Genomic DNA, 23345 nt, shown 5'->3' on the forward strand with positions numbered 1-23345 from the left:
AATGGAAGTTCAAAAAAAGAGAGAACGGAGACAAGATCTCTTTTTAACACAATACCAAGAGTACAGAACAAAGTTTATTTCGCATGCTGTATTTGATGATTTAGATGAAAGTGATAAGCAGACTTTTAGTGATTTTGGAAAAACTGCGCATAAGGTTTTTCACGAGATAATTAAAGCGCGTAAACTGGGTGAAGAATATCGAGTTGCGGCCTTAAGCTTTTTTGCTTCGGGTGATGTATTAGACCATGCTGGATGGTCATACCTCATTTTGAGAACGAGTTATTTTGTTGAAGCGCTTTATATAAAATTAGCCGTTATCCCAGATTCCCAAGCTAAACAAAAAGAAATTTTTGATTTATTTCGATATATTGCAAAATCAATTCTACAACAAAGTGAAGGAAGTTCTTTAAAAGACGAGAGTCAAAGGCTCTTAGAATACTTTATAGAATATATGTTAGAACTCGAACAGGACAAGGTGACGAGTGACTGGGAGAGTTTCCTTAAGAATAAAATAAATCAAAATTTGCCCGAGTTCACTCAAACTAAGGTGCTAAATTATATAAATGACTTAAAAATTATCTTTAAACGATTAAAACAAGGGAGGATTGTAAAACGCTCGCGTCGTAAAAAAATAAAAATTTCAGATTGGCCGACAAAGAAAAAATTAAGAAGTTTCCAAAAGAAGAGAGAACAAAGACAGCTTATTAAAGGATATCCAGCATATATTCAAGCTCGACAGGAGATCTTTTATGCTGATGATGGAGATGTTGAATTTATAGATGAGGGGATTGCTGTACATACAACATCTAAATCTACAGCTCGTTTTAATACAGTATTGAACAATCATAGTGAACATTTGATGAGGCATCGTCAAAGACGTCTACAACCGTTTGTAACCAACACAAATTACATGAGCAAAGATGTGATTCAACATCTTATCTATATTTTGAAGGGTGAGTTATATAATGCTCCTACTCAAGATTCAGCGATTGCAGCAGCATGCTTATTGAGTTTAGCGACGGGTTTATCACCAAGGCATTTGCTTCAATATAAACAACTGATTGATGAGGGAGTGCTTATTAAAGGTGGTAGTTCTAAAAAGCCGGAGTATCGACTCAGATTACATTTAGATATTACAAAACAAAAAGTTGAAACTTTAAAGATTCACCAACTGAATAAAACAGTGACGCATGATCTCCATGTATCAAGCAGTTGGTTTGAATATCTTATTTTGAATGGATCACAACAGGTACTTACAGTACAAGAGATCAATCAAAGACTCAAAAAATGGACTCAGAATCAGGGGCTAGGTTCAATTACTGTTGAGAAACTCCAAGCCCAGCTGTATTTCTATATTTTTCACCGTACTTTTAATGAATATATTGCCCATGTGCTATCGGGCAAAGATAGCACCCATGAGCTACCGAGTAGTTTCTACAATGGTGTGAGCGCATCGGAATTGAATCAGCATTATTTGATCTACTTAGAGACACTCAGTGTTGAAGAAACGAAAACAGAAATTGAAATGCTTAAAGAGCAGTTTGTTAAACATGAACCTGCGTCTATATCACGTTTTGGTAGCCAATTAGCACTCAATCAAAATTATGTTGGTCAATTTTTTACACGATTACATGCCATTTGCGTTGATAAAATACAGATACATCAACATATAATTGAGCGAATTAATGCCTATAGTGCTTGGATGTGGCATATCAGCTTATTGTGTCTAACACGCCGTCCTCGGGAAAACTTATTAGGGAAGTATAGTGACTACGATTTAAAACTAAAGTTGTTGTATGTAGATGATAAGCAAAACAGTCAATCACGAAAAGATGGTCGCTATATACCGCTCCCAGCATTTTTTATCCAAGCTTTTAAACGTTATACGCAATTTTTAAATACGGTCACTCAGCAGTATGAAGAGCTCCTCCGATTTGTGTTTGGGAAAAAGATTACATTGCAAGATTTGTTTGGCCAAGTGATCCATTACCCGAAATCGTTACCGACCACTGCTGAGGAATGGGCAAGTAAGAAAATTAAGATTGCTGCGCTTAACCGAAGTTGGATTAATGACTATATTGAAGGTCATCAACTCAGCAGTTTATATAATAACTGGCTACGACACTTTGATATGAATATGTTGATGAAGCAAGGTTTGGCTTTTAATGTCATACAAGCAGTTTATGGGCATGATCAGCGTAATCAGGAGCTCTTTTATCGCTATTCATCTGCATCTTTACCACAATATATCAATCAATTTACCCAAAATATTGATCGCATGATTAAGCAATTGCAGATTGAGCATCTGTCATACATTTCAGTACTTCAATCTGAGGGCTTATCATGAGTATAGATGAGTCATTGATTCAAAAAATTCAGGTTCAGGTTGATTCTGTATTTGCCGAAATGAAAAGTCAGATTAAGAGTTTAAGAGACCGACCTGAATTATTAGATAACACACTAAATAGCTTGTGGTACGAGTTTTATGATGAATTTATTTGTTTTTTAGAGCAGAAGAAATTTACTCGGAAAGATGCTCAAAAACCGTATATTCAAGCTATTGAAAAATATTTTTTATCTTTGCGTCAGACCTATTTATCTCAAGCAAAGAATGCGTATCCAATCAAAGTATGGCCTAAAACTACTTTTCTAGAACCTATACCCAGACAACTTCGTAGTACTGAATCACATCTTCGGCAAGGACAAAAACATTATCATATTGCTATAGCCTTAAAATCCTATTGGAATTGTCCATACAAGGATGAAGTTACTCCGGCATGGTTATGGGGGAATTTTTATTTAAGTCTGATGTACTGCTCTGGCTGTACTGATCTAAGTCAATTAACAGCAATTGGTAATACCCTGGTCAACGCTATTGTCAAAGATGAACTCCAAATCTGTACTAAACTTTATCATGCTGGATATAAAACAATCATCCAACCACTCGCACTGCATTATCGAGTACCACAGCGTGCTTATGGTAATCAAATCGAAAATAGACAGGTGTATCAGTGGCGTTATATTTGGCTTAATCCCTATGCACAGTTGTTTATACAAGGGATAAAACAGCATGGCTCTCAAGCCTTGAATCAGCAGATGCCACGATATGTTTTGGAGTCTATCTCTACTGTATTAGGGAAATTACCTAAAGAAATTGATCTGAGTCATCAGTTCGTAGGTCTGAAAAAACTACTACGCCGTAATGATAAACAGTTAGCAGAGCTTCGTTCACTTACACCTTTTGATCATTCAAACTTAGCCATTGAGCTTGACTCTTATTCGGGCTTAGATATGTGCTTAAGCGAGGTTATGCGAGGTCGTCTCAAAACGGTGTCGTTAACACCTATTGATCAGGCGAGAGCATGGTTAGATCACAACATCTTGCAGACGCAGTTAACACATATTGAGCGGTATATACCACTACAGACAGAAAAGGCGGTACCAGACTTAATTACAGCTCACCAGCAACTCAAAGAAATTCCATTTGAATTGATGCTATTTGAAAAAGATCAGACTGAAGTTGATAAGCGTCAGAAACGGCAGCGTAAAAGTGAACGTGTGAAATGGATCAGATGGACAAGCATTCAGAAGCGACTAGAAGAAAAGAAGCCTCACGTTGGCCTGTATGAAAAAAATCTAATAGAAGCACAGCTCAGGCTACTGGGTTGGATTTTTCATCTTAAGTCTCAAAAGATGAAACTCAATAGTATCGAGCGGTATTTAAGTAGTATCGCTAAAGATTACTTATTCCATGTCTATATGTTCCCAGGTGATATAGATAACATGGATCAAGAAGATTGTGAGGAACTGTACGACGCTATCTTAGATAGTATTGATGATCGAGATCAAGCCAAACGTGAGACTGATCCTAAGGCCAATCACGGACGTGCACAGTATGCATTTGGCAGACTTAAAGCATTTCATCAGTTTTGTATGAAACAATACCGTGTCCCTAAGGTCGGTACCTTTCAATACAATGATTATCATCGTGTACAATTTTGTCATGCCAAATTAATTAGCCCAAAATTGTTCAATCAGCTTAAACAGGTACTAAGTTTAAAGATTGAAAAATGTCAAACAACTAAAGAGCAAGCGTATCTTTTTCAGCTACAGCTCATGTATTTACTCGCATTTCGTTTGGGGATGCGATTGAATGAAATTAGGGGACTTACATTGGCAGAGGTCATTTGTCCTGAACTGATTTGGCGTAATGATACGCTGACCAAACCTGTGCAGATCCGTTTTAATTTACGTAACAATGTTTATCGGAAACTCAAAAGCCAAAACGCAAAGCGTCAGCTTGATCTGAACGCCGTCATGCTCGATGAAGAGTTGGCATTGGTACAGCAATATCTAAAACAATGTATTACACATAATCCAGCGAAAACTAATCATGCGGACAAATTGATTTTTGCCCAAGATGGCGAAATTTTAAGTGAAGCTTATATTAGTGAAATGACCCAAGTGATTTTTGATGAGATATTGGGTGAAGGGCATGGTTATACTTTCCATAACTTTAGACATAGTGCCGCGAATCATTTAGCAATCGCTTGGTTAGGCTCAAAAGAGATGATCATGACCTATACGGATTACACTTGGAGCCGGTGTAAAGTCATGCGTCAGCATTTATTTGGAGAAACTGCAATTCAGCATGAAGCTGTCATACAGCATAAGTGGCGGTTACTAGCTGACTGGATGGGGCATGCAAACATAGAGCAAACAGCATCTCACTATCTACATGTGCTGGATTTGTTGGTGATAGATCGAATTTATCATTTGCCTTGTACAATTCATTGGGACACGATCAAACTGATACTTCAAAATGACTTAACAAGTGCTAACACAGAAATTGTGGATCTTAATCATATAATACGAAAAGGCCAGTATTTCGATTTTTATCATGCCACATATGCACTCAAAAAAGTGGATTCAGTTAAACCTGTTCAGCCTAAAATAAGTAAAAATGTATCTGTATCTACCATCATACATGATTACATTAAATATAGAGCCTATGAGGACCATGATTGGGTATTACGCAGTAAAAAGCTCGCTACTAAGTGGATGGCGGTAAAAAAGCCTCAAAATAATGAGGATTTTAGTGAAGATGAACTCATCTCCTTATATGAAAAAGCCTTAAAGAAAGGTTTTGAAGCAAAGCAATGCGTAGAGATTTCAGCACTGCCAAAGCGGGTTCAACATCAGGTTTTAGAAGCCTTGAGTATTTTAATTGAACATGGAAAGCTGAGAAAAAACTTTATTCATTTTCAATATCGTTTTGATAAGCAAAATAGGCCACGTGTCGATTGGTCCATTCAACATCTGATTACGGGACTGAAATATTTACTCCCTGAGGATACGCAGCTAAAAGTTGATAATGATCCACCGGATAAGTCACAAAAAAGTCGTGAAGTGAAATTAAGCTTTATCAATGAAAACAATAAAAATACGACACTTTGTATTGCGTTTATTATGTTGATACATGCGATTCAGCAAGAAAAATTGAGCATTTAAAATGAATTGTTTTAATGTGTCTAAGGCGAGCTGTATTGAATATAAATCAATATAGAAAGGGACGAGCGATATCGTCGCTGAAGTTGTAGGTTAAAATCGTTTCTCAATGATAAGCGAACTCTGATATCGTATATATACATGGCTGAGATGTATCCAACTGAATGAAAACAATAGATTATTACAATAAACAGGCTGATCAATTTATAAAGTCGACCTTGAATGTGGATATGGAAGCACTATACCAACCTTTTTAGAGCAATTAGCACATGATGCCTACATTTTAGATTTAGGTTGTGGCTCAGGTCGGGATACTTTGGCTTTTAGAAAAAAGGGCTATTACGTAGATGCGATTGACTATTCTGAAGAACTTGTAAAAAAAGCGACTGAACTTACAGGGTTGAAAGTACGTTATCAAAGTTTTTATGACTAGCAGAATATGAAACATATGATGGTATTTGGGCATGTGCCTCTTTACTACATTGTGCTCATAATAGACATCTCTGATGTTTTAAAACGTATTCATGCTGCATTAATGAATAGTTCATCTTCATATCAGCATGTTGAAGAGCAAGATCTTGAAAAATTTGCAGATTATTGGATAGGTCTGTCACCAATTCTCATTCATAGTTTACCAGTTACTTGTATTCCTAGTAGACCACTTTAATTAAAATTAGGCATTTCATTCACTGGATATATTAATGTTAATGGATTTGATGTTAAAGAAATGAAGCCAAAACGCTGATAAAATTCCATCGCTTTTTGATCTTTTGCATGTATTACAACAAAATTTACACCAATAATTTGAGCAACTTTTGAAACTTGTTTGAGAGCATGTGCTAAAAGCACTTTTCCAATTCCTTGCCCTTGAGTCACTTTATCAACGGCAAAGCGACCTACAACAACACAAGGGAGTGGATAACGAGGTAAGCGTTTGGTGAGTACGGTATCTACTAAATCGAATCCAATAGAGGTACTAGATAGACAGTAAAACCCTATCACATTTGAAGCATGATCAACAGCAACATACGTTTTACTTGTCCCTGATTTCTGATGTTGGGACGCATATTGTTTAATGAACTTATTTAAGTCATCTTGCCCACAATTAAATGATTTTCTTTGGTGATGAGTTTGTAAAATCTCAATTCTCATCTAATAAACTCATTAATTTCTTCATTTCATCGTTTGCAGGGCGTGGATTTTCAAGCAAATTCATTAACATATCACGATCAGCATTATTTACTTTCAACTCATGGTTAGATTTAAGTAAGTCTTTTGCTCGTTCAAAGGAGGATTGCAGCATAAAAGAACTTACACTGAGGCCTAATAAATTCGCAGCTTGCTCAATCACATTCTTTGCATCTGCTGTTGAACGAACATTAATTCGTTCAGTTGCTAAATTAGCCATTTCTTCACCAATAAGTACATCATTTTGATGTACAAATTATAACATATCAAGATGTAGCATCAAGACTTGACATACTCCCACCACCAAGCTAAGAGCTATGGTGGGGGAATCTTTGCGACCCATGCAATCTTAGAGATTGCACCTTTCGATACCGCACTGCGCTGACAGTATGGCGGTACAGGAACTCTTTATACAGCACTATGTCCTAGTGCATCAGCTAAAGCGAAATTGCGTATATTCAAGCTTGCATTCAAATCACGATCATGCACTGTTTCACAGTCAGGACATTGCCATTCTCTTATGCTTAGTGGCAATTTTGTCATAGTATAACCACAACATGAACATGCTTTAGAACTTGGAACGAATCTTCCAATTTGTAGCACATTCTTACCGAACCATTTTGCCTTGTATTGCAATATCGTAAGAAATTGACCCCAAGCCACATCCGAAATGGACTTGGCTAGTTTTCGATTTCTTACCATATTTTTTATCCCTAAATCTTCTACAGCATACGTGGTCGCTTGGTTTTCACAGATCAAGTAATGCGTGAGTTTGTGATGTAGGTCTAAGCGTTGCAGGCGCACTTTTTCATGGATGAATGCAACACTTAATTTTTGACGTTGATAATTCTTTGATTCTTTCTTCTTTCGAGCAAATATCTTCTGCTGTATGGATAGTCGGTTTTGAGCCTGTCGCAAGTATTTTGGATTTTCAACCTTATTACCATCGGATTGAATGAGCATGTGATTCAAACCCATATCAATTCCGATGGTTTGATCAGCTTGAATTGTTGTTGATGCAACAAGTTCTAACTCTGACTCGACCAAAATCGAAGCATAATACTTACCTGTCGCTGTTTTGCTAATGGTGACAGTTTTGATTTTCCCATTAAATACCCGACTAAATACAGTTTTTATCCCTTTAATTTTAGGTAGATGAAGTAATCCGTTCTCAAAGCTCACTGTTGCGTGCTGAGGGCATTGATAAGACCGTTGCGGTATTTTCTTGGATTTGAGCCGTGGGTAGCCGACAAGATGACTTAATGGGCGTTTTTCATCAGGATTTGGTTTATATCCTTTGATCTTTCTGAATTCAACCTTGCCTTTCTTTAATCGCTGAAAAAAGTTGTTGTAAGCAGTGTGTAGGTGAAGTAACCCACTAAGAAGTGATTGACTATTCACCTCGTTCAACCATTCGAATTCAGGTTGTTTTTTCATGGCAACTAATTGGTCTTGAATATCCTTTTTTGATAATAATTTTTGAGTTTCAGAATGAGCTTTAGTTTGAAGTGCTAAAGCCCAATTGAAAATAAAGCGAGTGCATCCGAAGTGCTTTTCAAATTGCACTTTCTGCTCAGAAGTAGGATAGATGCGATATTTATACGCTTTCAAAAAAGGTTGTTTCATGGTTATAATTTAGCAAATTAATTGCTTAGTGTAAATGTAATGAAGTCACATTATCACTGTGTTTATAAACTTACATATCATTTAGTGTTGGTAACAAAATATCGCAAGAAATGCCTTTCAAATGAGATGATCAATCGGCTTGAAGAAATTGTAAAAAAGAACTGTGCTGATTGGGAGATTGACTTGATTGAGTTCAATGGTGAAGCTGATCATATTCACTTATTGTTAGATATGCACCCGAACATCATGCCAAGTAAATTCATCAATAATCTAAAAACTGTATCAAGCAGACTGATACGCAAGGAGTTCGGTGAAGAACTAAAACCTTATTATTGGAAACCTGTGCTTTGGACGAGGGCATACTGTCTACTTACAACAGGTGGAGCGACAATTGATGTAATTCGAGAATACATCCAAAACCAAGAGAGACCCGACTGAAAAGGCGTGCTATCCATCTCCATCTAAATCACAGATTATAGATGGAGAATTCCGCACATTTAGTTAAAATCGAGTTATCTGACGCTTTAAAAAAGTTTCAGAAAAATATATCTATTTAAACTTCGATGATCAAATTTTCTCTAAACCCATTTTTACCTTGCTCTGGTGGATAACCCAAAGGATTGATCACTAATCTACATCCATCGACTACAGTATCCACTGATGTATGCGTATGTCCTGCAATCCATAACTTAAAGCCTTTTACATCTAGGTCATTAATAAAATAGGGATTGAGGGCTGATGCAACAGGATGCGTACCCCAATATGGATCAAGACAAGCTAAATGAGGTGGAAAATGCGTAATAACAATCACATGATCTTGCCCTCTAAACTGCAAAATATTTTGATGATATTTTTTAAATAGTTTTATGTAGTCATCGGCGGTTATAGGTCTATTTTCATTGCTAATCATGATTTGATCAAAATCATAAATCGATTGTTCAGCATCTTTTTGGGACTGTAAAAGTACCTCAGGAGATGTAAGTGGTGAATTGGAGCGAAAGTTCGTAAACAGCGTGCCACCTACAAATATTTTATCTTGAATTTTGATATGGTTGTCATCAACTAGTGCATTTTTTGGGTAGTTTTCTTTCAAGAAATTCACGACTGAACTATAGTTAGAGCTGTAGTAATCATGATTACCTAAAACAAAGATAAATTTTTTATTCAGAGATTTACATTTTTCGGCAAACTCAATTGTACCACTTAAGCGATTAGAAAAATCGCCAGCGTGAATAATGACATCAGCTTGCTCTGATATTGAATATTTAGAATTGTGAGTATCAGATAAAATTTGCAGTTTCAATCTACTTCCTTTATTAAATCACGCTGCTTAAATATATAGAGTTTCATTGCGATCAGTTTACAGCAACTAAATATAGTAGAAATTATAAGATACTTATCTGTATTCTTAAGCCTCTAAAAATATAGGTAATTATTTTTGAATCAATTGATTAAATATTGATCATAAAATTTGACCAATTGAATTTATGCACATAAGATAAAGATGTTACAGCAAAATCTGTGACCAGGCGTGGAAACCTGTTACTCAACGAACTAAAGAGTCGCTTTTAGTGGCTCTTTTGTGTCTACATGGCGCTTTTATGGTAAGCCAGGTAGGGCAGTCTTTGACTGGCCGTTTCGTTGAGCGGTATTTCCACACCCTATTTGGTTTGCCTCCATCTCGTGGAAAGGATATTGGCAAACGACAATCTATCAACGAGGTTTAAAATGCGTCTTTATATTATTTCTATCTGTTTTTTCTCTAGCAAAAAGATACTTCTGAGTTAATGAGTTTTTAATTCATTTATCACTGATTTTAATTTTAATTACTTCTAATTTCGTAATCTCACGAGATCTAGAGAAGTATTGCCTAGAGAAAATAAAATGGCTCGTACTAAGCTTTTAACCAATATTATTCAAAGAAAAATGATGCTGCTTGACGAAATGTCACACTCAAATCTGCACAATAATTTTGAAATATCACTTTATGACTTCGCCAACCATGAGATTCTAGAAAAACTATATAAGGCAGACAATCAACGCTCCACAGAGTGTTGGAGCCCTGCTGAAATTCAGAAGTTTATTCTAAAATGTTTGAATGATCGTAATGTCAATTTATGCGTTCGCTATTGGAAAGATGCCACTGGCAATATTTATATTATCGATGGTGGGCACAGGATTTCAATCATTTATGCTTGGATCAAAAGATACTTTATTGATGAGCAAGTAGCAGGAGCCCCAAAATTCACGGCACCACAAAAACGAGATATTCGTCAGATTCGTAATCGATTAGGTGGATTAGCTGATTTTCAAGAGTTATGTAGCGATTCTGAGTATCAGCAAAAATTAAAATCAACCAAAATTAATTTTATTAAAGTCATTGGGACACCTGAGGAAGCTCGAAAAGCCTTTTGTTCAATCAATTCGGATACGAAACGATTAGATCCAGATGAAGAATCTCATTTACAAAATAGGGGAAGTGATGCTTTTTATGTGATTTATGCGTGTTGTTATATAAACGATAATAAATCCAACTTGGCTGAACTGAATTACGAGCGGATAAATGAAGTGATTACTTTGGGTGAGCAAATTCATGATCATCTTTTTAAGATAATACTTTTAGAGCCAGATTTAACACACGGTAAAAAAATCGGCTTGGTCAATGAACTCCTGAATATCATGTTTGGTGATACTTGTCAGAATACTGTGAGTATAGACCAAGGTCAGCGTGTAGAAAATTTAATGCTAAAACTTAGAGTTGTGCTGTGTCGTATCGCTACACCACCAATTAGTATTCGGATTCCAAGTTTGGGTCTACACCCAAAACTATATTTTTATAAAGATAATCGTTTTCAAGTGACATCCTTTTTGGCCTGGTTCTCTATCGTCTGTGAAATTGAAAAAGACTGTTTTGAAATACAGAATAAAAAGATAGATTTTATTGGATTTACTCGAGCACGCCGTGGTGTTGAAAGTTTAATTGAAAAAATTCCTGTGGCGATCAAAGAAACTGTAGGTAAGTTTGGTAGCGGGATCAGATCACATGAGCGATTGAAGAACGTGTATCAAGCCTTTATCTGTATTGGACTCAATATGAATTTAGATTTTGAAGATGAAGTTTGTTTGAACACGGTCATTCTTTCGATGAGTCAATCATTTGATTATATTAATTTTAATGATTTTTACCTTGACCGTTTTGGTGGTGATTATGATGAGAGCATTGTGGATGATGTTGTGAGCTTTGTGAAATCAGTAAGACTAACAAAGAAGAAAAAACCTCTAAATTTTTCACTCGCGACCAAAAGAAATCTTTATCAACGTGAGGAAAGGAAAATATGGAGCTATTGCGAAGTATGTGATAGCGCTTTATACCTTGAGTCAACTGAAGTAGATCATCGAGAATCGAAAGCAGAAGGTGGTTACGGTGTTTTAGAAAATGGAGCAATTATTCACCCGATATGTAATCGCTTTAAGTCAGATCGTGCTTTGGAAGAAGTAAGAGCAGATTTATTTGACTAAAAAGATAAGGGAGCAAATGCTCCCTTATTTTTTTGTTTTTTAGTAGACTGGGGGTCAGTGTTTAGCCTAAGCAACCAATATGAAAACAATAGACTATTACAACCAATACGCAGATCAATTTTTACAAGCCACGTTGTATGTGGATATGGAAAGCCTATACCAACCATTTTTAGCTGAGTTACCAGATTCAGCACGCATCCTGGATTTAGGCTGTGGCTCAGGGCGTGACACTTTGGCTTTTAAAAATAAAGGCTATCAGGTAGAAGCGATTGACTATTCAGAAGAGCTGGTCAAAAAGGCAACGATACTGTCGGGTGTTAAAGTGAAACTCCAAAGCTTCTATGATTTAAGTGGGGTTGCTATCTATGATGGAATTTGGGCATGTGCATCTTTGTTGCATTGTGAGCGCAGTCGATTAGTTGAGGTTATTGGAAAATTAATCTCTGTTTTAAAGCCAGGCGGTGTGCTGTATATGTCATTTAAGTATGGCAATAGTGATCGAGAAAAAGAGGGGCGTCAATTTACGGATTTAGATGAGGCTCAAGCAAATGATTTACTTGAGCAGTTTGATAATGTTCAACAGATACAGCAATGGATCACGGTAGATCAGCGACCTGATCGACAAGAAAAATGGCTTAATCTTCTTTGGAAAAAACATGCCTGACTTTATTCCTACTGCGCTGGAACAGCTTAAGTTCCTTAAAAATATTCAGCTGATTTTACAGTCAGGTAGTTTTAGTAGCACTTATAAATTTGCATTGCTAATTAGCCTAAGCCGATTGGCAATTGAAAAAGGTGAAGACTTAGGCGAGAGCTTAGCTCTTGAATATACCGATATTGCTGAAAAATTTATTGAGTTGTATTGGAAGCAGGCTGTGCCATATACCTTTAATGATGAAGGGCAACTCATCTTAAATCAAAATAATGGTAAACAAGCTGCCATTGTGAATCGCATTATACAGCTTCGGCAAAGCTACTCTTCTCTGGGGTTATTAAGACGAGATTCATTGGTGTGGTTGAAGCTAGTTAAAGATGTCGCTCGCACTGTAAAAGACATGCCAGTCCGCTACTTGCAAAACATCAATGGTCAAAATTTTGAGTTTTTATATCAGCTTGATCGGTGTGGAAAGCAGCTCATCCTTTTGCCTCAAGTCATGTTTTGCTTACGACAGTTCAGTGAAATCATCGAAGAGCTTTGCCAGAAACGTTGGATTGACTATATCCGTAAGAACAGCAGCAATGCACCTATTTTGAATCAGTTGCCGAATCTTGAACAATTCATGTTTGAGCCGAGTCGGAACCAATTAAATGCTGTGGCTAATGTGTTGGTCGAGCTACAGAACTGTAAATGCTTCTACTGCAATAAAACGATGCGCAATGGCAATTACGCCGTTGATCATTTCATTCCATGGTCTATGTATCCATCAGATACAGGGCACAACTTTGTACTTGCTGATTCAAGTTGTAATTCTAAGAAAAGTAATTTACTGGCATCAGATGAGTTTTTGCATAAGTGGCTAGAGCGTAATGAAGAACAGGATTTGATTATTGTGGATCGGATATCAGTGCTCGGTTTTTTGACGGATAAAGAGCGGTCGCATAAGGTGGCTGAGTGGGCTTATGCACAAGGAAAAGAAAATAATTATTTGATGTGGACGGGTTAAATTTATAAGGAAGTGAAATGGCACGGTATCAATATGCAAAAAATGAACATGGTGAAATTGTCAAAGCAGTTGATTTAGTCGGACAAGAAGAAAAATCTGAATACATTTGCCTTGGCTGTGACAATCCTTTAATTGCAAAGGTAAATGGAAAAATCAAGAAACCGCATTTTGCCCATAAGACGGTACTCGACTGTAATGGTGAAACGTATTTACACCGTTTGGGAAAGCGTGCTTTTTTTGATACTTATCAAAGATGTTTAACTGAAAACGAACCATTTTATATTACGTTCAACGTGCCCAAGAAATGTCATAAATTTAAAAGATCCATCCGAAAACATTGTGATCTTGGATATGTGGTGAAACGTTTTGATCTCACAAGTTACTTTTCAAAAATACAAGTTGAAAAAAGGCACGATCATTTTATTCCCGATCTATTGTTAACTCGTCAGAATAATGTCGAAGATTGTATTTATATTGAAATTGCTGTGACGCATTTTTTGAGTGAAAAAAAGGAAAACTCAGGCAAGCGAATTATTGAAATACCATTGGACTGTGAAGAGAATGTCGAAAAAATTTATCAGGCAGACTTAAAGCAAAGTGATGCTCTTTTTATTGGGTTCAATCAGGAAAGTGCTCCAATTGTAGATGCTGATTGCAAGTGTATGCATAAGCGGTATTTCTTATTTCTAGTTTGGGATTCAGGTAAGGCTTGGCTGGGTTTGGAATATTTAGCAGATATAAAAGCTAAATTATCGAAGTATCAAGATAAAATTGAATATAGCAATATTATTGAAACTGATTTGGAATTTGAAAACTCAAATGTACTCATGGGCTATGCACATGGAGATATGTTTATCTCGCAGTTAAAACTTGTAGTTGAAAAGAAAATACCTGTGAAGAGTTGTTTTCTGTGTAAATACAGTGGTGATAATTACAACTATACAGAAGGGTTACCTATTTATTGTAAAGCCAAAAAGAAAGCGTGTAATTCAAATCAGGCTGCGGAATGTGATTGGTACCGATTAGCATAAAATATTTTCTTGATTACTTTTTATACTGATTTGAATCGTTTACGGCAAAATTAAAAAAATACTTCTTCCATAATGCCTCGATCAGCTCGATATGAAGCTGAATCTACATGAACTAAGGAGAACATAATGAGTAAAGCAGGCTGGCCAAGTACAACAGGGAATCCTTCTGGCGGTGGTCGCGATAACAATCCACCACGTAAGTAAGGAGTAAAACAGATGCACTTAAGATTACAGGTTTCAGGGCCAAAAGGCGTCAGTCTTTTTTCTCCTGAAACGGCTTTGTTGCACAAAGATTTGAAATGCAAAGCGCCCCCTAATTTTGAGCCAAATTTAAGGCGTAACTTGGGTAAGTGGTCGACCTAATTCCGTAAATCTGTTAAGGACTGCTACACGTGCATGGATCTCATTAACTTGGCTATCAAAACTCCTTGCACTGAGTTTATCTCCTAATAATTTGATGCAATGCATCTTAGTTTCAACCAAACTTCGCCGATGATAGCCTGACCATTTTTTCCATAGTGTCCTGCCTAAACGTTTAATTGTTAGAAGTAATTCATTTCGCTCAAGGGAGCTACTCTTTGTATCTTTCCATGGTTTCGCTTTTTTCTAGGTGGAATCACCGCATGCCCTTGCCGATCTGCAATGACCTGGCGGCATTGCTTGGTGTCATAAGCGCCATCAGTATAAACAGAGTCAATCCGCTCATCTTGTGGAATCTGATTAAGTAAATCACCAAGCACCTGTGAATCACTGACATTATTGGTTGTAAGCTGAACTGCTCGTATTTGTAGGGTTTTAGCATCTATACCAATATGAAGTTTACGCCATTGGCGACGATATTCAGGTCCATGTTTCTTGCGTTTCCATTCGCCCTCACCTAGAAACTTCATGCCTGTAGAGTCTATGAGTAGATGCAGCCCATCGCTACTTTTTTGGTAGCTGATTACAATATCAATATGCTTTTGTCTTCTACAAAGCGTGGTGTAATCTGGAGCTATCCAATTTAATCCGCAAAGTTTAATCAGACTTTGCACAAAGCCAGTAACCATACGTAAAGACAGACGAAATAAGGATTTAATCATTAAGCAGCATTGGATGGCTGCGTCGGAGTAGGTTTGATTTCGCCCTTGTTTGCCTTTTGATGGAGCATACCATTGCGTAGCAGGATCAAACCAAATGGCAATATTTCCGCGACTCATGAGTGCTCGGTTATATGCGGGCCAATTGGTTGTGCGGTAGATTTTGTGTGTAGGTTTCTTCATTTGAAAATTATATTGCTGAAGAAGCCCTCAAGAACAGCTTTGTGCAACAAAGCCGCTGAAAGAAGCTTTCTGCAACAGCATTGTCATGGCAATTGCCTCTACGACTCATACTACTTTCAAGATTATGATGCCTGAGAAATGTCTGCCATTCATGGCTGGTATATTGGCTACCTTAGAAGCATTGCTTCGCAAGAGAATGGATTAGGACTTTGTTCTTTGGATTCCTTCGCCACAAAGCCATCAGTAGTGCATCTAAAACTAGATCTGTTGTGATTCTAGATTTCATTGACCAGCCAACAACAATACGTGAAAACAAGTCAATCACAACTGCCAGATATAACCATCCTTCATGAGTACGGATATCTTGCGAAGCAGTACTTCTCATGTCCGTCACCCATAATTGGTTCGGCTCAGTTGGATTAAACTGTCGATTTAAGCTGTTTGCGGCAATGACAGCCGGAGTACCAGCGTAAGCTCTAGGCTTACGATAACCACGCTGTGATTTAAGACCATCTGCTTTCATCAGCCGATGTACTCGATTAATCCCACAACTTTCGCCAACATCTTTCAAATCACAGTGAATCTTGCGATAGCCGTAAACTCCACCAGATTCCAGCCAGAATTGTTTAATCAATCCTGAAAGCTGTTGCCGTTTCTTGGCAGTTTTACTGGTGGGTTGCTTTAACCATGCGTAATAACCACTGTGATGAACATTTAACGTTGAACATAAACGACGAACAGGCCATATGTGCTGATTGTCCTGAATAAAGGTGTACCTCATTTGGATTGGCTTGCGAAGTACACCGTGGCCTTTTTTAATATGCCCCTTTCTTCAGTAACCCGTTGTAGTTCTTTTTTTAACTTTGCTAATTCTGCGCTTGGATCATTAGATTCTATTATCTTGGGCTGCTGTGGATCATAACGTTTAATTCAGGCATACAGACTATGGGTGAGTGGTTCCTAAACGTGTAGCAATGGCTACCGCATCGAGTGATGAACCGCATAGACGGTTAATCGTAGTTGCCGGTACCTGATAAGGCACACCTGCCAGCAGGGCTGACATACGACCCACGTTGCGGTTATCTTCACCGGCCTGGTTGGCACAGCCATAGATGACGTCATCTACTTTTTTCCAGTTGATACTTGGGTTGCGTTCCATTAAGGCTTTAATCGGGATCGCGCCAAGATCATCAGTACGAACAGGCGCCAGTCCACCCGCATAACGGCCAAAAGGGGTGCGGATAGCATCGATGATATATGCGTTTTTCATATGATCTTTCTTCCCTTAACTTTGTGTCGCATCAATCAGCTTCGCACCTGTCATAGACTGTAATTCTTCAAATGAGAGGCCCTCGACTTTTTCAATGACTTTCATGCCATCAGCAGTGACATCAATCACACATAGGTCGGTATAGATCCGATCGACACATTTCAAACCAGTTGCAGGATATGAAAGCTCAGCCACAATCTTGGGTTCACCTTTTTTGGTCACATGGTCTGTTGTAATGAATACTTTTTTAGCACCTACAGCTAAGTCCATGGCCCCACCAACAGCAGGAATTGCATCCGGTGCACCGGTATGCCAGTTGGCCAGGTCACCATTTGCAGCGACCTGGAAAGCCCCCAAGACTGCGATATCTAAGTGACCACCACGCATCATCGCAAAAGAATCCCCGTGATGGAAAAAAGCACCGCCTTCAAGCATGGTGACGAATTCTTTACCAGCATTGATCAGTTCAGGATCACGGTCTTCTTGAGCAGGGGGTGGACCGAAAGCGAGTAAGCCATTTTCAGAATGCAGGAAGACATCTTTGTCTGAAGGCAGATAACTTGAAATTTTGGTTGGTAAGCCAATGCCTAAATTGACATAAGCCCCATCTGGAATGTCCTGGGCAACACGTTCAGCGATCTGGTCACGGGTTAGTTTGGTATAGCTCATCTTTTATCTCCTAATCCGTGATTATTGTGCAGGCTGTACTTGTACAACGTGTTGAACAAAAATACCCGGGGTAATGATGTGTTCAGGATCGAGTGTACCGAGTTCAACCACTTCAGATACTTGAGCAATGGTCACATCTGCCGCCATCGCCATGATTGGGCCGAAGTTACGGGCAGATTTTCGATAAACAAGATTGCCCCAACGGTCGCCTTTAGAAGCCTTGATCAGTGCAAAGTCTGCCTTGATTGGATTTTCCAGCACATAGTCCTTACCTTCATAGTTTATGGTCGGTTTACCTTCAGCCAGCAAAGTACCAAAACCGGTTGGTGTGTAGATTGGACCTAGGCCCATGCCAGCAGCCTGGATACGACAGGCCAGGTTACCTTGTGGTACTAGTTCCAGTTCGATCTTGCCGGCACGGTATAACTCGTCAAAGACCCAGGAGTCTGACTGACGAGGGAAAGAACAGATAATTTTGCGTACTGCTTCAGCTTTAAGAAGCTTTGCAAGACCATAGTCCCCGTTACCGGCGTTATTATTGACAATGACGAGATCTTTAATGCCCAGCTCAATTAAGCCGTCGATGAGTTCAGCTGGTTGACCTGCTGTACCGAAACCCCCAATCATGATGGTTGAACCATCTTTAATTTGGGAAAGAGCTGCTCGTAATGATGCTGATTTATCAATCATAAAAATTACTCAAACAAATATAACTGTATATTTAAATCACTATTAATCATTATCTTATTAATAGTGATTAGTAATGATTTAATTGAATTAGAGTAGGGGGAAGAATGGATAGTGGAGACTACCCATTCTTGGAGAATGATTAAGCGCTTACGCGGCGACGCTCGATTTCTGTAGTCGGTGCTGATTCAGTTTCTTTCACAAGTTCAACGTTGAATTGGATAAACTTAAACGGTTTATCAACACCACGACGTGCGATTTCTGCTTCATCAGTAACATCAACAGCAGTAGCAACTAAGCCATCACGTGTAGCGAATGCAAAGTCGTCCCAAAGATATTCATCACCTTCAATATTAAATTGAGTTGTTAATTTTCGATATCCAGGTGCAGATACGAAATAATGAACATGAGAAGGGCGATTACCGTGTCGACCTAGTTTATTCAACACAAATTGGGTGGTCCCTTCTGGAGGGCAACCATAACCGACTGGCATAGTCGTTTGAGCGACATATTTACCATCTTGATCAGTAAAAATTGTACGACGGAGATTAAACTCTGATTGAGACTTATCAAAGAAGGAATAATTCCCTAAGCTGTTGGCATGCCATACTTCAACTTTGGCACCTTCAATAATATTTCCCTCAGCATCCGTTACGGTACCTTCAATAAATAAGGTGTCGACTGTATCTAGTTCTGATCCATCGTCCATACGTGCGAAGCCTACAGATTCAGGTGCCCCAGCAACGTATAGAGGACCTTCAATTGTACGTGGTGTACCCCCAGTAATACCGGCTTTTGCATCAGCTTCATCCGCACGAAGGTCTAAGAAATGTTCTAAGCCTAGACCTGCAGCAAGAAGTCCAAGTTCATTGGCTTGGCCAGCATCTGTAAAATATTCAAGACCTTTCCAAACTTCTGATTGAGATAAGTCTAGATCTTCAATTGCTTTAAATAGATCTGAAACCAAACGAACAACAACTTGCTGTACACGTGCATCTACAGATCCAGTTGCAGTGTCTACGTTCATTTTTTTAACTAAAGCATCGATTTCTTGATGGTTCATGCTACTTACTCCTTAAGTATTTTTTGTTAATTAGGACAATTCTTACTTTTGAAAAAATCTTGTCCTAGTCCTTCTTGCTAACTGTTTTTCGTGTTTATAAATTGATCTCAAAATTTTGAAATAAATTAAGTATCATCATCTCGAATTGAAGATGGATGACGATTTAATGCCATGACTTCAATCTTCATAAACGGATAAAGTGGCAAACCTTGTAAAAGGTTATGTAGCTCTTCATTAGTTTCGACATCAAAAATACTGATATTCGAGTACTGACCTGTAACTCGCCAAATATGACGCCATTTGCCTTGGCGTTGCAGCTCTTGTGAGTATACTTTTTCATTAGCTTTAATTTCGTTGACTTGTGCTTCAGGCAAGTCACGAGGAATATTTACATCCATTCGTACATGAAACAGCATATTTCACTCCTTAATCCGTTACAGTGTCGCTTATTTGCGGCGAAGGTTATCGATTTTGTCTTCATCCATTTCAATGCCGAGTCCTGTGCCTTGAGGCAGGTGTAATGCAAAGTCATGGTATTGCAATGGTGTTTTCAGAATTTCTTCAGTGAGCAGTAATGGGCCAAACAGTTCGGTACCAAATGCCAGATTTTCAAAGGTCGAGAACAGGTGAGCAGAAGCAATCGTTCCTACAGAACCTTCTAGCATGGTGCCGCCATACAGGTCGATCCCTGCAAGGTTAGCCACAGTGGCTACATCACGGCCTTCAAGCAAACCACCCGATTGCGCCACTTTGACTGCAAATACCGATGCTGCATTGGTACGTGCCAGTTTATAAGCACTACTTGGCCCCATCAGTGATTCATCGGCCATGATGGCAATATCAAAGCGACGAGTCAGACGTTCCATGGCATCAATATTGTCAATAGCACATGGCTGTTCGATCAGATCGACACCACCGTCTTGCAGCAGGGTAATGCCTTTAATAGCATCCAGTTCTGACCAGGCACGGTTCACATCAACACGAATAGAGACTTCATCGCCGAGAGCTTTTTTGATCGCTAGTACATGTTCAACATCGGCTTCAACCGCACGAGAACCAATTTTTAGCTTGAAGAAGTTATGGCGTTTCGCTGCCAGCATTTTCTGTGCTTCTGCGATATCTTTTTCTGTATCCCCAGAGGCCAGTACCCAAAGCACTGGAACGCTATCACGTAAACGGCCACCGAGTAGTTCAGATAAAGACAAACCTAGACGCTGTGCCTGAATATCTAGCAGGGCTGTCTGAATAGCACATTTTGCAAAACGGTTGCCATTGATGTTCTTTTTTAGAACTTGCATGGTTTGTGCAATATTCTGTTTATTCAGCGACTTCAGTAGTGGGCTAAAATATGTATCAATATTGGTTTTGATACTTTCTGGGCTTTCTTCACCATAGCCTAAGCCACCGATTGTGGTTGCTTCCCCCCAGCCAATCAACCCGTCCTGAGTTTCAATTTTGATCAGCACCAATGTTTGGGTCTGCATTGTGGCTACTGCCATTTTGTGAGGGCGTATGGTTGGGATATCGATAAGCAACGTTTCTATTGATCTGAACATATCGCTATATAATCCATTATTCGATATCACATACCATATTTGAATTTATTTTGCGAAAATAGGCTATAAATAGTATTTTAATATACTTAAAAAGTATTTAATGGGGCGGTTCAATGGAACTGAAAACTTTAAAATATTTTGTAGCGGCTTTGTTGCATAAATATGTAAGCATCTGATTTAAATAAATTTAATTTTGGATCAAAAAATAATCAAAACCTTTAAAATCATATAGTTATGAAATCTTTGTGCAACAAAGCCGTGTCAAACCAAATTGAAATATTTCCTCGATTTATTAATGCTCGATTATAAGAAGACCAATTGGTGGTACGATAAATTTTAGGCGCAGGCTTGTTCATTTGGAAATTATATTGTGGAATAAGCCCTTAACGATAGGTTTGTGCAACAAAGCCTATATGAGTTAAAAGTCGAATGTGGGCGTGCTAAGCAGAACAAATATAATAAAAAAAATTTATTAATCGATGGTAAATGGGTTGCAGAAGATGAATGGTTAATTCCAGGTTACATTCGACCAAGTGAAATAGTAGGAAAGAAAAAAGTATGATTAAGGTGATAAAGACTAAAGATCTTAGTCTAGAGGATATCCCAGATTCCTATCATTGGGATAGCTTTGTTAAACTTGCATTAAGCTTTGATTCATCATTAGAAAAAAAAGATTGGATTCAAAGTGATTACATAGATAGGACAAGACTACCTATATTATCTGATTCTATTATAGGTTTAAGAGAGTATCTATATAGTCTGCAACGAATAAACAATCAATATATTCGAGATGAAAATGAATTAAAAGAGAGAGTAGAGTATGTATACAAAATTTTAAGAAAAAAAATTAGAAAGCTAAGATGAATAAAGAATAATTGTATTAATCATCGGCTTTGTTGCATAAAGATTTTAAAGATAGAGCTTTCATAAGTTGTTCAAATTTAAGTGACAACTTGGGTATGAGGCCGGCCGAGCTCCGCAAACTTATTTAAGATGGCCACACGTGCATGAATCTCGTTGACTTGGCTGTCAAAATTTCGAGCACTGAGTTTATCGCTTAATAATTTGATGCAGTGCATCTTGGTTTCAACCAGACTTCGCTGATGGTAGCCCGACCATTTTTTCATAGTGTCCTGCCTAAACGTTTAACAGTGCGAAGTACTTCATTTCGCTCTAGCGAATGAACTTTTTTATCTTTCCAAGGCTTGGCATTTTTTCTTGGTGGTATCACTGCATGTGCTTGCCGATCTGCAATGACCTGTCGACATTGCTTGGTGTCATAAGCTCCGTCTGTATAGGCTGAATCAATCTGCTCTTCCACCGAGATTTGATCCAGTAAATCACCAAGTACTTGCGAATCACTCACGTTATTGGTTGTAAGCTGAACAGCTCGTATTTGTAGGGTTTTAGCATCTATACCAATATGTAATTTACGCCATTGGCGACGATATTCGGGCTGATGCTTTTTACGTTTCCATTCACCTTCACCTAAAAACTTTAATCCCGTGGAATCGAGAAGTAGATGGAGCCTATCATTACTTTTTTGATAGCTAATTTAAATATCAATATGTTTTTGTCTTCTGCACAGTGTGGAGTAATCTGGCGCTATCCAATCTAATCCACAAAGCTTAATCAGACTTTGGACAAAGCCAGTAACCATACGTAAAGACAGACGAAATAAGGATTTAATTATTAAGCAGCATTGGATGGCTGCGTCGGAGTAGGTTTGATTTCGCCCTTGTTTGCCTTTTGATGGAGCATACCATTGCGTAGCAGGATCAAACCAAATGGCAATATTTCCGCGACTCATGAGTGCTCGGTTATATGCGGGCCAATTGGTTGTGCGGTAGATTTTGTGTGTAGGTTTCTTCATTTGAAAATTATATCGCTGAAAAAGCCTTTACAGATAGGTTTGTGCAACAAAGCCCTTTTGAGTAGTTCATGCAACAAGGATAACCGAATACAGCTTATAGATCGGTACGAAATATAATCACCGAGTTGGTTGTTTTTGATTTATGCAAGATGTCTATTAAAAACTTTATAGGAGTTTTTTTGTTATATCAGGACATTTTATTGGGAGAAATAATTTCCAAAAAATCAGGTGTGGTTCAGTTAGTCATTGCTGATCATAGGTATATCTACCTATACAAATAAGTATTCTTATAGATTCTGTCAGTTTTTTTCTTATCACATTACACGATTTTGACTATTACTCCTTAGCTTTTGCCTGATAAAAGCACAGATTCATCCTTATATTTCCCTGCCATGTTTCAGGTCTAGATTAAGTCATGAGCTTAAAGTC

General features: G+C 38.1%; 19 protein-coding genes and 5 pseudogenes. 11 read left to right on the plus strand and 13 right to left on the minus strand.

Annotation, left to right across the window (positions count from 1 at the left end):
* Position 1: 1 nt before the first annotated feature.
* The 4 genes and pseudogenes from G0029_RS17010 to G0029_RS18595 all read left to right on the plus strand — a co-directional run bounded on the left by G0029_RS17010 (position 2) and on the right by G0029_RS18595 (position 6175).
* Entirely contained in the window at positions 2-2347 is a 2346-nt protein-coding gene (locus G0029_RS17010) for a hypothetical protein (RefSeq protein ID WP_227591935.1), read from the plus strand.
* Positions 2344-5511 (plus strand): site-specific integrase, encoded by a 3168-nt coding sequence (locus G0029_RS17015; RefSeq protein ID WP_180109960.1) that lies wholly within the window; start codon positions 2344-2346, stop codon positions 5509-5511. Before G0029_RS17010 ends, G0029_RS17015 begins: the two co-directional genes overlap by 4 nt.
* A gap of 161 nt (positions 5512-5672) precedes the next feature.
* Positions 5673-6006: pseudogene (locus G0029_RS17020) on the plus strand (class I SAM-dependent methyltransferase); the annotation flags it as partial.
* A complete protein-coding gene (locus G0029_RS18595; RefSeq protein WP_373685880.1) occupies positions 5948-6175 on the plus strand; it encodes a hypothetical protein in 228 nt (75 codons plus the stop codon). The pseudogene G0029_RS17020 and the gene G0029_RS18595, both read left to right, overlap by 59 nt.
* Here the strand turns inward: G0029_RS18595 and G0029_RS17025 are convergent.
* The 3 genes from G0029_RS17025 to G0029_RS17035 form a co-directional block, all read right to left on the minus strand.
* On the minus strand, positions 6172-6660 hold the full coding sequence (locus G0029_RS17025; protein WP_180109961.1) for a GNAT family N-acetyltransferase: 489 nt from the start codon (positions 6658-6660) through the stop codon (positions 6172-6174). The two genes, G0029_RS18595 and G0029_RS17025, sit on opposite strands and share 4 nt — an antisense overlap.
* Positions 6650-6916, minus strand: coding sequence for a DUF1778 domain-containing protein (locus tag G0029_RS17030; RefSeq protein WP_026094019.1), 267 nt, complete (start codon positions 6914-6916; stop codon positions 6650-6652). Before G0029_RS17030 ends, G0029_RS17025 begins: the two co-directional genes overlap by 11 nt.
* Before the next feature lie 188 nt (positions 6917-7104).
* Positions 7105-8322, minus strand: coding sequence for an RNA-guided endonuclease TnpB family protein (locus G0029_RS17035; RefSeq protein ID WP_180109962.1), 1218 nt, complete (start codon positions 8320-8322; stop codon positions 7105-7107).
* A 39-nt stretch (positions 8323-8361) separates the two neighbouring features.
* Between G0029_RS17035 and tnpA the strand changes: the two genes are divergently transcribed.
* Positions 8362-8760 (plus strand): IS200/IS605 family transposase, encoded by a 399-nt coding sequence (gene tnpA / locus G0029_RS17040; RefSeq protein WP_152873595.1) that lies wholly within the window; start codon positions 8362-8364, stop codon positions 8758-8760.
* 115 nt (positions 8761-8875) lie between these two features.
* Here the strand turns inward: tnpA and G0029_RS17045 are convergent, their stop codons facing one another.
* A complete protein-coding gene (locus G0029_RS17045; protein ID WP_019383650.1) occupies positions 8876-9625 on the minus strand; it encodes a metallophosphoesterase family protein in 750 nt (249 codons plus the stop codon).
* A gap of 581 nt (positions 9626-10206) precedes the next feature.
* On the opposite strand from G0029_RS17045, the gene G0029_RS17050 reads away from it, so the two are divergent.
* The 4 genes from G0029_RS17050 (at position 10207) to G0029_RS17065 (ending at position 14536) form a co-directional block, all read left to right on the plus strand.
* On the plus strand, positions 10207-11841 hold the full coding sequence (locus G0029_RS17050; RefSeq protein WP_180109963.1) for an HNH endonuclease: 1635 nt from the start codon (positions 10207-10209) through the stop codon (positions 11839-11841).
* Between the two features lie 79 nt (positions 11842-11920).
* A complete protein-coding gene (locus G0029_RS17055) occupies positions 11921-12505 on the plus strand; it encodes a class I SAM-dependent DNA methyltransferase (protein WP_180109964.1) in 585 nt (194 codons plus the stop codon).
* Positions 12498-13505, plus strand: a complete 1008-nt coding sequence (locus tag G0029_RS17060; protein ID WP_180109965.1) for an HNH endonuclease domain-containing protein — start codon at positions 12498-12500, stop codon at positions 13503-13505. The genes G0029_RS17055 and G0029_RS17060 overlap by 8 nt, the downstream gene beginning before the upstream one ends.
* A 17-nt stretch (positions 13506-13522) precedes the next feature.
* Positions 13523-14536: a competence protein CoiA family protein gene (locus G0029_RS17065; protein WP_180109966.1), complete on the plus strand. Its 1014-nt coding sequence runs from the start codon at positions 13523-13525 to the stop codon at positions 14534-14536.
* Positions 14537-14866: 330 nt separating this feature from the next.
* On the opposite strand, the pseudogene G0029_RS17070 reads toward G0029_RS17065, so the two are convergent.
* From G0029_RS17070 to G0029_RS17115, 8 genes and pseudogenes are all read right to left on the minus strand, one after another.
* Positions 14867-15798, minus strand: a pseudogene (locus G0029_RS17070) (IS5 family transposase).
* Positions 15799-15847: 49 nt separating this feature from the next.
* Positions 15848-17068: pseudogene (locus tag G0029_RS18380) on the minus strand (IS3 family transposase); the annotation flags it as partial.
* Between the two features lie 15 nt (positions 17069-17083).
* A complete protein-coding gene (locus G0029_RS17090) occupies positions 17084-17737 on the minus strand; it encodes a 3-oxoacid CoA-transferase subunit B (RefSeq protein ID WP_180037005.1) in 654 nt (217 codons plus the stop codon).
* Positions 17738-17758: 21 nt separating this feature from the next.
* Positions 17759-18427 carry a 3-oxoacid CoA-transferase subunit A gene (locus G0029_RS17095; RefSeq protein ID WP_180102730.1) on the minus strand — a complete coding sequence of 223 codons (669 nt, stop codon included), beginning with the start codon at positions 18425-18427 and terminating at the stop codon, positions 17759-17761.
* Positions 18428-18566: 139 nt separating this feature from the next.
* Positions 18567-19487: a catechol 1,2-dioxygenase gene (gene catA / locus G0029_RS17100; protein ID WP_180109969.1), complete on the minus strand. Its 921-nt coding sequence runs from the start codon at positions 19485-19487 to the stop codon at positions 18567-18569.
* Between the two features lie 125 nt (positions 19488-19612).
* A complete protein-coding gene (gene catC, locus G0029_RS17105; RefSeq protein ID WP_180079175.1) occupies positions 19613-19903 on the minus strand; it encodes a muconolactone Delta-isomerase in 291 nt (96 codons plus the stop codon).
* 30 nt (positions 19904-19933) lie between these two features.
* Positions 19934-21043: a muconate/chloromuconate family cycloisomerase gene (locus G0029_RS17110; RefSeq protein ID WP_180037009.1), complete on the minus strand. Its 1110-nt coding sequence runs from the start codon at positions 21041-21043 to the stop codon at positions 19934-19936.
* A gap of 260 nt (positions 21044-21303) precedes the next feature.
* Positions 21304-21399, minus strand: a pseudogene (locus G0029_RS17115) (IS5/IS1182 family transposase); the annotation flags it as partial.
* 41 nt (positions 21400-21440) lie between these two features.
* Between G0029_RS17115 and G0029_RS17120 the strand changes: the two are divergent.
* Complete coding sequence (locus G0029_RS17120) at positions 21441-21605, plus strand: hypothetical protein (RefSeq protein WP_180109970.1); 165 nt, start codon at positions 21441-21443, stop codon at positions 21603-21605.
* Positions 21602-21907 carry a hypothetical protein gene (locus G0029_RS17125; protein WP_218948106.1) on the plus strand — a complete coding sequence of 102 codons (306 nt, stop codon included), beginning with the start codon at positions 21602-21604 and terminating at the stop codon, positions 21905-21907. The genes G0029_RS17120 and G0029_RS17125 overlap by 4 nt, the downstream gene beginning before the upstream one ends.
* Before the next feature lie 77 nt (positions 21908-21984).
* Here the strand turns inward: G0029_RS17125 and G0029_RS17130 are convergent.
* A pseudogene (locus tag G0029_RS17130) lies at positions 21985-22916 on the minus strand (IS5 family transposase).
* Between the last annotated feature and the right edge of the window lie 429 nt (positions 22917-23345).

Origin of the sequence: Acinetobacter sp. YH12138, from assembly GCF_015218525.1 — a bacterium.
GTDB lineage: Bacteria > Pseudomonadota > Gammaproteobacteria > Pseudomonadales > Moraxellaceae > Acinetobacter > Acinetobacter amyesii.

Excerpts from the sequence above, each read along its gene's own strand:
- G0029_RS17030 (WP_026094019.1), bottom strand. The coding sequence starts at position 6,916 with ATGGCTAATTTAGCAACTGAACGAATTAATGTTCGTTCAACAGCAGAT.
- G0029_RS17035 (WP_180109962.1), bottom strand. The coding sequence starts at position 8,322 with ATGAAACAACCTTTTTTGAAAGCGTATAAATATCGCATCTATCCTACT.
- G0029_RS17010 (WP_227591935.1), top strand. The coding sequence starts at position 2 with ATGGAAGTTCAAAAAAAGAGAGAACGGAGACAAGATCTCTTTTTAACA.
- G0029_RS18595 (WP_373685880.1), top strand. The coding sequence starts at position 5,948 with ATGAAACATATGATGGTATTTGGGCATGTGCCTCTTTACTACATTGTG.
- G0029_RS17060 (WP_180109965.1), top strand. The coding sequence starts at position 12,498 with ATGCCTGACTTTATTCCTACTGCGCTGGAACAGCTTAAGTTCCTTAAA.
- G0029_RS17065 (WP_180109966.1), top strand. The coding sequence starts at position 13,523 with ATGGCACGGTATCAATATGCAAAAAATGAACATGGTGAAATTGTCAAA.
- G0029_RS17055 (WP_180109964.1), top strand. The coding sequence starts at position 11,921 with ATGAAAACAATAGACTATTACAACCAATACGCAGATCAATTTTTACAA.
- G0029_RS17110 (WP_180037009.1), bottom strand. The coding sequence starts at position 21,043 with ATGTTCAGATCAATAGAAACGTTGCTTATCGATATCCCAACCATACGC.
- G0029_RS17025 (WP_180109961.1), bottom strand. The coding sequence starts at position 6,660 with ATGAGAATTGAGATTTTACAAACTCATCACCAAAGAAAATCATTTAAT.
- G0029_RS17125 (WP_218948106.1), top strand. The coding sequence starts at position 21,602 with ATGATTAAGGTGATAAAGACTAAAGATCTTAGTCTAGAGGATATCCCA.
- tnpA (WP_152873595.1), top strand. The coding sequence starts at position 8,362 with ATGAAGTCACATTATCACTGTGTTTATAAACTTACATATCATTTAGTG.
- G0029_RS17015 (WP_180109960.1), top strand. The coding sequence starts at position 2,344 with ATGAGTATAGATGAGTCATTGATTCAAAAAATTCAGGTTCAGGTTGAT.
- G0029_RS17090 (WP_180037005.1), bottom strand. The coding sequence starts at position 17,737 with ATGAGCTATACCAAACTAACCCGTGACCAGATCGCTGAACGTGTTGCC.
- catC (WP_180079175.1), bottom strand. The coding sequence starts at position 19,903 with ATGCTGTTTCATGTACGAATGGATGTAAATATTCCTCGTGACTTGCCT.
- catA (WP_180109969.1), bottom strand. The coding sequence starts at position 19,487 with ATGAACCATCAAGAAATCGATGCTTTAGTTAAAAAAATGAACGTAGAC.
- G0029_RS17050 (WP_180109963.1), top strand. The coding sequence starts at position 10,207 with ATGGCTCGTACTAAGCTTTTAACCAATATTATTCAAAGAAAAATGATG.
- G0029_RS17095 (WP_180102730.1), bottom strand. The coding sequence starts at position 18,427 with ATGATTGATAAATCAGCATCATTACGAGCAGCTCTTTCCCAAATTAAA.